This is a genomic window from Shewanella sp. 11B5 (assembly GCF_002836795.1).
Taxonomy (GTDB): Bacteria; Pseudomonadota; Gammaproteobacteria; order Enterobacterales; family Shewanellaceae; genus Shewanella; species Shewanella frigidimarina.
In genome coordinates, this window is sequence record NZ_PJAP01000289.1 from 1 (window position 1) to 7,468 (window position 7,468).

Annotated in this window: 10 protein-coding genes; 6 read left to right on the plus strand and 4 right to left on the minus strand. The window is 40.3% G+C overall.

Translation table 11 applies throughout. The features are described from left to right. From CXF78_RS05480 to CXF78_RS05490, 3 genes are all read left to right on the plus strand, one after another. Positions 1 to 535: ABC transporter permease (locus CXF78_RS05480; RefSeq protein ID WP_145991374.1), on the plus strand; the 535-nt coding region annotated here is incomplete at its 5' end. A gap of 2 nt (positions 536 to 537) precedes the next feature. Then, positions 538 to 1,569: an ABC transporter ATP-binding protein gene (locus CXF78_RS05485; protein ID WP_102036209.1), complete on the plus strand. Its 1,032-nt coding sequence runs from the start codon at positions 538 to 540 to the stop codon at positions 1,567 to 1,569. A 319-nt stretch (positions 1,570 to 1,888) separates the two neighbouring features. Continuing rightward, positions 1,889 to 2,827 carry a Dyp-type peroxidase gene (locus tag CXF78_RS05490; RefSeq protein WP_011636126.1) on the plus strand — a complete coding sequence of 313 codons (939 nt, stop codon included), beginning with the start codon at positions 1,889 to 1,891 and terminating at the stop codon, positions 2,825 to 2,827. 62 nt (positions 2,828 to 2,889) lie between these two features. Here the strand turns inward: CXF78_RS05490 and argR are convergent, their stop codons facing one another. Together argR and CXF78_RS05500 are read right to left on the minus strand one after the other, a co-directional pair. Beyond that, on the minus strand, positions 2,890 to 3,360 hold the full coding sequence (gene argR, locus CXF78_RS05495) for a transcriptional regulator ArgR (protein WP_011636127.1): 471 nt from the start codon (positions 3,358 to 3,360) through the stop codon (positions 2,890 to 2,892). Between the two features lie 166 nt (positions 3,361 to 3,526). Further along, a complete protein-coding gene (locus tag CXF78_RS05500) occupies positions 3,527 to 3,952 on the minus strand; it encodes an META domain-containing protein (protein ID WP_102036210.1) in 426 nt (141 codons plus the stop codon). Positions 3,953 to 4,074: 122 nt separating this feature from the next. Between CXF78_RS05500 and CXF78_RS05505 the strand changes: the two genes are divergently transcribed. The 3 genes from CXF78_RS05505 to CXF78_RS05515 are packed head-to-tail and all read left to right on the plus strand — an operon-like array spanning position 4,075 to position 5,248. Beyond that, positions 4,075 to 4,293 carry a hypothetical protein gene (locus CXF78_RS05505; RefSeq protein WP_011636129.1) on the plus strand — a complete coding sequence of 73 codons (219 nt, stop codon included), beginning with the start codon at positions 4,075 to 4,077 and terminating at the stop codon, positions 4,291 to 4,293. A gap of 3 nt (positions 4,294 to 4,296) precedes the next feature. After that, positions 4,297 to 4,845: a GNAT family N-acetyltransferase gene (locus CXF78_RS05510; RefSeq protein WP_011636130.1), complete on the plus strand. Its 549-nt coding sequence runs from the start codon at positions 4,297 to 4,299 to the stop codon at positions 4,843 to 4,845. Between the two features lie 46 nt (positions 4,846 to 4,891). After that, positions 4,892 to 5,248 (plus strand): hypothetical protein, encoded by a 357-nt coding sequence (locus tag CXF78_RS05515; protein WP_102036211.1) that lies wholly within the window; start codon positions 4,892 to 4,894, stop codon positions 5,246 to 5,248. A 150-nt stretch (positions 5,249 to 5,398) separates the two neighbouring features. Here the strand turns inward: CXF78_RS05515 and CXF78_RS05520 are convergent, their stop codons facing one another. Together CXF78_RS05520 and metK are read right to left on the minus strand one after the other, a co-directional pair. Then, positions 5,399 to 5,977 (minus strand): GNAT family N-acetyltransferase, encoded by a 579-nt coding sequence (locus CXF78_RS05520; protein WP_180957054.1) that lies wholly within the window; start codon positions 5,975 to 5,977, stop codon positions 5,399 to 5,401. Positions 5,978 to 6,136: 159 nt separating this feature from the next. Then, positions 6,137 to 7,288, minus strand: coding sequence for a methionine adenosyltransferase (gene metK / locus CXF78_RS05525; protein WP_011636133.1), 1,152 nt, complete (start codon positions 7,286 to 7,288; stop codon positions 6,137 to 6,139). Between the last annotated feature and the right edge of the window lie 180 nt (positions 7,289 to 7,468).

Below are 7,468 nucleotides of genomic sequence, written 5' to 3' on the forward strand. Positions count from 1 at the left end.
AAGATTGAGCAGCACTGGTTATGCTTTACCGGGTACAGTGTTGGCGATTGGTGTTTTGGTACCGCTGACGTTTATCGACTTTGCAATTAACGATATTTACGATTGGTTTGGCGCCCGAGGCCCAGGTTTATTACTGACTGGCAGTGTTTTCGCATTGATTTTTGCTTTTTGTGTTCGTTTTATTGCAATATCCATCGGCAGTTTAGAAAACAGTTATAAGCGTATTTCCCCTTCTTTAGACATGGCTTGCATTACCCTCGGGCGAACGCCTACTCAGTTACTATGGCGAGTACATTTACCTTTATTGCGCAAAGGGATATTTGCTGGTGCTTTGTTAGTGTTTATTGAAAGTATGAAAGAATTACCCGCAGCGTTATTATTGCGTCCTATAGGATTTGAAAACTTAGCGACTTATGTTTTCCAATTTGTGTCAGATGAAAAACTAGAACATGGCGCATTGGCTGCTATTGTTATTGTGTTAGTTGGGCTTGTTCCCTTGATTTATCTTAATCGCTCATTGGAGCAACAAGGCTAATTATGTCAACCTTAACCATTGAAAATGTGTGTAGTGATTATGACGGTCAAGTGGTGTTGCGCCATTTAGATCTTACCCTGGCGCAAGGTGAAATTGTCGCATTATTAGGCCCCAGCGGTTGCGGCAAGACCACACTACTGCGTGCGATTGCGGGTTTACAAGCCATTAGCCAAGGTAGCATCAGCATCAATGGGCAAACGTTGAGTGGTGATGGTGTGTTTGTTGCGAGTGAGCAGCGTGGTGTTGGAATGATATTTCAAGATTATGCCTTATTTCCGCACTTAACCGTGGCAGACAATATTTTATTTGGGGTTAATGAACTCAATCGTACTGTGCGGTTAGCTCGATTAGAAGAAATGCTCGAGCTGGTTAAATTAACCGGGTTGGCGTCTCGTTACCCACATGAATTATCTGGTGGTCAACAGCAACGAGTGTCGATTGCGCGTGCATTGGCATATCAGCCAGAATTATTATTGTTAGACGAACCGTTTTCTAATATCGATGCGCAAGTCCGTAACGATATGATGTTAGAAATTCGCGCCATATTAAAACAACGTAATGTTAGTGCCGTGTTTGTGACTCACAGTAAAGATGAAGCATTTGTGTTTGCAGATAAACTGGCTTTATTTAAAGATGGCGCCATTATTCAACATGGTAAAGCCGAAACCTTATATAGTGCACCAACTGATCGCTACGTTGCCGATTTTTTAGGGGCGGGTAATTACTTACCTGTTACGGTTACCTCCAGCCATCAAGTGCACTATTCCTTGGGCGATCTTAGCAGCACAGAAGCATTGTCTTTGCCTATTGGCAGCCAAGGGCAATTATTATTGAGACCACAGCAAATTGAATTACATCCTAGCATCAATGGCCGAGGGTGCATTGTAGAAAGGCATTTTCTTGGTACGTTATGCCATTATCAAGTCCAAATTGGCGCTGATATTTTGAATGTTAGTAGCCAATTAACAACATTAATGGCAGGTCAACGAGTGGATATAAATATTACAGCGCATCCACTGGTGATTTTTAATTAACTATCAATGCTGTCATCTTAATCTTAGTTCGGGGCAAAATAAGCTAAATAGCTGGTTAGGTTTTATTTTTTGATCTCTAACTTTAGTGAGCTAGTCAATAATTGCAATGAATGGTCAAGCTGTTATCTGCACGAATATGAGTACAATAGATATTACAAGCTGGCTAAATGTGAGTACACTTCAAGTAATTTACATTTGATTAAGTTAAGCTAATGATCAGCTTAACTGATGAGAGATGTTAATCGTTCTCTAGTCGTATCAAAGCGTTAAATTATCACCGTTTAGGCCGAAATATAGTATTAAGGTGGATGAAGTTAATATGGGTAACCAAGTTATGCCTCGTGAACAGTTAGGGATTTGCGCAGAAGGGAATTTACACAGTGTGTACTTGATGTTTAATGCCAACGACGGTGTTGAAGATCAGTTACGCCCATCTATTGCTAATGTAGCCCAATATATTTATGAACTCACGGATCAATATGCCGACAGTGCTTTTAATGGCTTTGTGGGGATTGGGGCTAATTTTTGGGATACCTTTTATCCAGAAGCTCGCCCAGCATTATTAAAACCTTTTCCTGCCATGAGTGAAGGTAACCGTGATGCACCAGCAATGGAATATGATTTGTTTATTCATATCCGTTGTGATCGCTATGATATTTTGCACCTCGTCGCCAATGAAATTAACCAAATGTTTGAAGATTTGGTCGAGTTAGTCGATGAAGAACGCGGCTTTCGCTTTATGGACAGCCGTGACTTAACTGGTTTTGTTGATGGTACAGAAAACCCTAAAGGACGCCATCGTCAACAAGTTGCGCTTGTCGGTGATGAAGATGAAGAATTTGTCTCAGGTAGTTATGTTCATGTTCAAAAATACATGCATAACTTAAGTAAGTGGCATCGTTTACCGCTTAAAAAACAAGAAGATATTTTTGGTCGTACCAAAGTTGATGATATTGAGTATGAATCAGAAGATAAACCATTAACCAGCCACACAAAACGAGTTAACTTAAAAGATCCACACGGTAACTCATTAGAAATTTTACGTCAAAGCATGCCATATGGTTCGATTAGAGAACAAGGTTTGATGTTTATTTCAGTATGCCGTACACCTGATCACTTCGAACAAATGCTGCGCAGTATGGTGCACGGTGATGGTCATGGGAATCATGATCATTTGATGTTGTTTACTAAAGCGCTGACAGGGTCGTCTTTCTTTGTGCCATCATTGGATTTTTTAACTCAATTTGACGATGCGTAAAAGCCCGTTTTAGGCAATAAAAAAGCAATGCCATGGCATTGCTTTTTTATTTTAATGAGTTTTTATTCACTATAGTTGAATAAAGATCTAACTGTTTCTAATGTCTCATCAATCGTTTTAATACTTGCTGGACAGATGAAAATTGTGTCATCACCAGCAATAGTACCTAATATCCCTTCTGGTTTGCCTATTGAATCGAGCAAACGGGCGATTAATTGCGCTGCACCTGGGCTAGTTCTGACCACGATCATGGCTTGGTTATGATCAACATCCAGTACTAAATTTTTAACTGGGCTACCTGCAGTAGGTACACCTAGCTCGGCAGGGAGGCAATACACCATCTCTTGCTTAGCATTGCGAGTGCGAACAGCACCAAATTTGCTGAGCATGCGTGATACTTTAGATTGATTAATATTACCGAATCCTTCGGCTTGAAGCGCATTAACAATCTCGCTTTGGCTTCCAAAACGTTCTTCTTTGAGAATCGCTTTAAAAGTTCGTACGAGCTCATCCTGATTTCTTGTCGCTGGCATAGTGATAATTCATCTTATAGTTGTTATTCAAAAATCTAGCACATTTTGAATAGATTGACTTATTAAGTCAAGAAAGAATCAGATTTATTGAATAAAAATTCATTTTGTAGTGGAACTTTAAACTGACACTAATAACTCATCCGGCGACTCATCTGAACCATAAGCTTTAGGATACGGGTAACGATTGTTTTGTCAGCACTAATAGCGTATCACCATTTAAAGACAATAGATTGAGTTTTCCTTTAGAGAAATCAACTTGTTGTACCAATGAAATCGCTTGCATCAGTTCGGCTTCTTGGGTGATTAAACTATCAATGCAGGCTTTCATGGTTGAACCTGATGGCGCAAGTTGAAGCAGATGACCTTGTTGGATGTAACGACCAAAAAATTGATTACAACTATTATTACCTGTTAATTCACCGTTTGGAGCAAACACTAAAGTTGCTGGGCTATTATTAATGGTAGGTGTGTCGAGGACGACTTCTACATGCCAAGTACCAATTAATTGTTCATTTGAGACAATTTGAGTATGGCTTTGACAAGCACTAAGGCCTAAAAATATAACAGTGGCGCCGAGAATATGCTTTATCATGTTGAGAGAGTTCCATATACGAAAAAATTGCCGTTATTCTACTACTTGAGTGTGAATAAGAGCGTAAATAATTCTAATGTTTTGGATTAATGAACATTATTTAACGTATCAAAGAGTCGCAAATGATCAAATTAGTTAAAGTGTTGCATTTCGTCGGTTTAATTATGTTGCTGGTGGGCATCGGCTTATATTGGCAAAGTGATATAGGTCAACAAGTCAGTGGAATGTTGGTCATTGCGTTACTCATTGGCGTGGGAACATTAATTATGTCTCCGCTGCCTGTTGCGCTAGTGATAGAATGGGCTAAGAAACAATCTCCCAATTCAGGGTCAAAGGAATAATCATTGTCATTTATTATCCGTAAGGCGTTATTAACCGATGTTGCTGCTATTGTGCAGCTAGAGCGTGCTCATGTTGATGATGAGTTGTTAGGTTCAAACAGCCAACTTCATGCTCATTCATTTACCAAATCAGAGGTGAGCCAGTTGATAAATCAACATTGGTTTATCGTAGCTGAAGAGCAAGGGGTGATCATTGGGTATGTGATGGCAGCGAAATGGTCATTTTTTTCCGCGCAACCATTGTACCGACATATTATTCAAAAACTTAAGTTTGCCGATTTACAAGGGCAAGCTTTATCGACGACTAACACTTGTCAATATGGACCCGTTTGGATACAAGAATCAAAACGTGGCCAGGGAGTGTTTTCTGCATTGGTTACAGAATTAAAGAAACAAGTAGCGGATACCTTTCCATTTATGGTGACGTATGTTGCCGCTGATAATGCGCGTTCGTTGGCAGCCCATCAACAAAAAGCCGCAATGACAGAGATTGATCAATTCAGTTTCGAGCAACGTGATTATTGTTTGTTGGCTACGACTAATATTACGTAAGTGCCATTTATGGGAGTTGTTAAAGTGATTATTTATGAGGAACGTGATGAGTACTAACTTTGACACACTCTTTTCGCCTTACTTGGATTTAAGGCTGTCTGCATTTGACAATATGAAGCTGATAGCCGCGGTGTTGGCAGACGCAACAGAGTTGTATGAGTGTGTTGAAGCGGATGTACAAAATCCAGATAATCCGCAATTGCAGCAATCGGGGTATTTTGTCCGCTGGCAAGACATGTGGCTATTTTGTGGCGTAACCAATAATTATCAAGCAGGGATTACACTATTTACCGATGTCGAGCGGATTAACTTAGCGTCTATCAGTGTCAAAGTAGTGCCAGTAATGACAATGCAACAAGTGTCGTTTATGTGTATAGAAAGTTCGCATTTCGATCATTGTTAACGGGTTAAATAACCTCGTACTCAACACTACCAGTGCTGCGTTTCTTGCTGCTTAATAGACTTTAAGTGTCTCCAAAATCATTTGATTTTGTCTGAACTTTGCTTATATATTTCATTGGATTAGGCTATTGAACTGGATTATTGAGCTAGATTATTTATCGGGTTCATTAAGCTGCATCAACACGAGTGGCCGTTGTTCGCTGTGATAGCGGCGATACAACTGAATGATGTCTGCTGGTATTGCTGATAAATCATGTTGATCTATAACGATAAAGTGCTGCTGTTGATATAAGTCGATTAACCACGGATGAGCAAACAAGAAGCAATTTTTAGTGATTAATTGAGGCGCTATAAATTTCAATAACTGAGTTGAAAGCTGTTGTCCACGGTAGTCAGGATGAACCAACAATCCATTGATTAATTGATATTGGCCAATAGGTTTAACTCTTATCGCCGCGATTATTTTTTGCTGACTTATATCAACTTCATCAGTTCCATCAATAGTGGATGAGCTAAGATGATGAATAACAGCCACAGACTCTTTCTGAGCTAACCGAGCATAAGGCATATGCTGACGATAGAATAACTTGATTGCAGACCACTGTTTAATGGCTGGCAAGTTAATGGCTGGAATGTTAGTCACAGGGCTGTTTATCGCACTGGCGTTAGTTGCCGTTGACGGCTGGTGGTTTGCTGTTATCTTTGTGTTTAGCCAAGTGGGTTGATACATAACCAGAGCCATTGTTGTGACCAAATGTTGAGATCAAATATTGAGATTGAATTATTGTGTCGCCAATTAGATAAAATAAAACCGCCAGTTGGCGGTTTTATTTTTTATCGTTTTAGCTTAATACAGATACTAGCTTAAGACGATAATTATGCTGGCTGATTATAAACCTGCATCCGCACGAAGTGCTTCAGCTTTATCAGTCGCTTCCCAAGGGAAGATATCACGGCCAAAGTGACCATAAGCAGCAGTTTGCTGATAGATTGGACGCGCCAAATCTAACATTGCCGTTAAGCCGTATGGACGTAATTCGAAGTGTTGACGTACTAATTTAATCAATACTTCTTCCGATACTTTACCGGTACCGAATGTTTCAATACTAATAGACGTTGGCTCTGCAACACCAATAGCATAAGACACTTGTAGTTCACAACGGTCAGCAAGACCAGCAGCAACGATATTTTTAGCAACATAACGTGCAGCATAAGCCGCGCTACGGTCTACTTTTGATGGGTCTTTACCAGAGAAAGCACCACCACCGTGACGAGCCATACCGCCGTAAGTATCTACAATAATCTTACGACCTGTTAAGCCACAGTCACCAACTGGGCCACCAATCACAAAGCGACCAGTAGGGTTGATAAAGTATTTAGTGTCTTTGTTTAACCATTGTGCTGGTAATACCGGCTTGATGATGGTTTCCATTACCGCTTCAATCAGATCAGCTTGTGTCACATCTTCACGATGTTGAGTTGATAATACAATCGCATCGATACCGATGATTTTGCCATCATCATAAGCAAACGTGACTTGGCTTTTAGCATCTGGGCGTAACCAAGGTAGTGTGCCGTCTTTACGGACTTCAGACTGACGCTTAACTAATTTGTGCGCGTAAGTAATCGGTGCAGGCATTAATACGTCGGTTTCATTGCTGGCATAACCAAACATTAGCCCTTGATCACCAGCACCTTGCTCTGCAGGATCTGAACGATCAACACCTTGATTGATGTCTGGTGACTGTTTGCCTATGGCATTAAGTACCGCACATGAATCAGCATCAAAACCCATATCTGAATTGGTATAACCGATTTCGCGTACCGTTTTACGGGTAATTTCTTCTATGTCGACCCAAGCAGAAGTGGTGACTTCACCGCCCACTAATACCATACCGGTTTTGACATACGTTTCGCACGCAACACGAGCTTTTGGATCTTGCTCAAGTATTGCGTCTAATACCGCATCAGAAATCTGATCGGCGATTTTATCTGGATGACCTTCTGAGACAGACTCAGAGGTAAACAAGTGCTTTGCCATAATAGGAAAATCTCGTTGGTTGCATTTGAATATACGTCTAGACGTCTATTTTAGTCGAAATCTAATCTGATAACACCCCTTTATACGAATTTAACTGGAGAATTGTGCAGTGGTGCATGAATATTTTTTATTCACAAGGAGTGTGTTTAGCGGTGAGGCTAATTAACATTATGATTAAAA

What these genes read in the sequence shown, in the direction of transcription:
- CXF78_RS05485 (WP_102036209.1), top strand. Translation starts at nt 538, where the DNA reads ATGTCAACCTTAACCATTGAAAATGTGTGTAGTGATTATGACGGTCAA.
- CXF78_RS05490 (WP_011636126.1), top strand. Translation starts at nt 1,889, where the DNA reads ATGGGTAACCAAGTTATGCCTCGTGAACAGTTAGGGATTTGCGCAGAA.
- argR (WP_011636127.1), bottom strand. Translation starts at nt 3,360, where the DNA reads ATGCCAGCGACAAGAAATCAGGATGAGCTCGTACGAACTTTTAAAGCG.
- CXF78_RS05500 (WP_102036210.1), bottom strand. Translation starts at nt 3,952, where the DNA reads ATGATAAAGCATATTCTCGGCGCCACTGTTATATTTTTAGGCCTTAGT.
- CXF78_RS05505 (WP_011636129.1), top strand. Translation starts at nt 4,075, where the DNA reads ATGATCAAATTAGTTAAAGTGTTGCATTTCGTCGGTTTAATTATGTTG.
- CXF78_RS05515 (WP_102036211.1), top strand. Translation starts at nt 4,892, where the DNA reads ATGAGTACTAACTTTGACACACTCTTTTCGCCTTACTTGGATTTAAGG.
- CXF78_RS05520 (WP_180957054.1), bottom strand. Translation starts at nt 5,977, where the DNA reads ATGTATCAACCCACTTGGCTAAACACAAAGATAACAGCAAACCACCAG.
- metK (WP_011636133.1), bottom strand. Translation starts at nt 7,288, where the DNA reads ATGGCAAAGCACTTGTTTACCTCTGAGTCTGTCTCAGAAGGTCATCCA.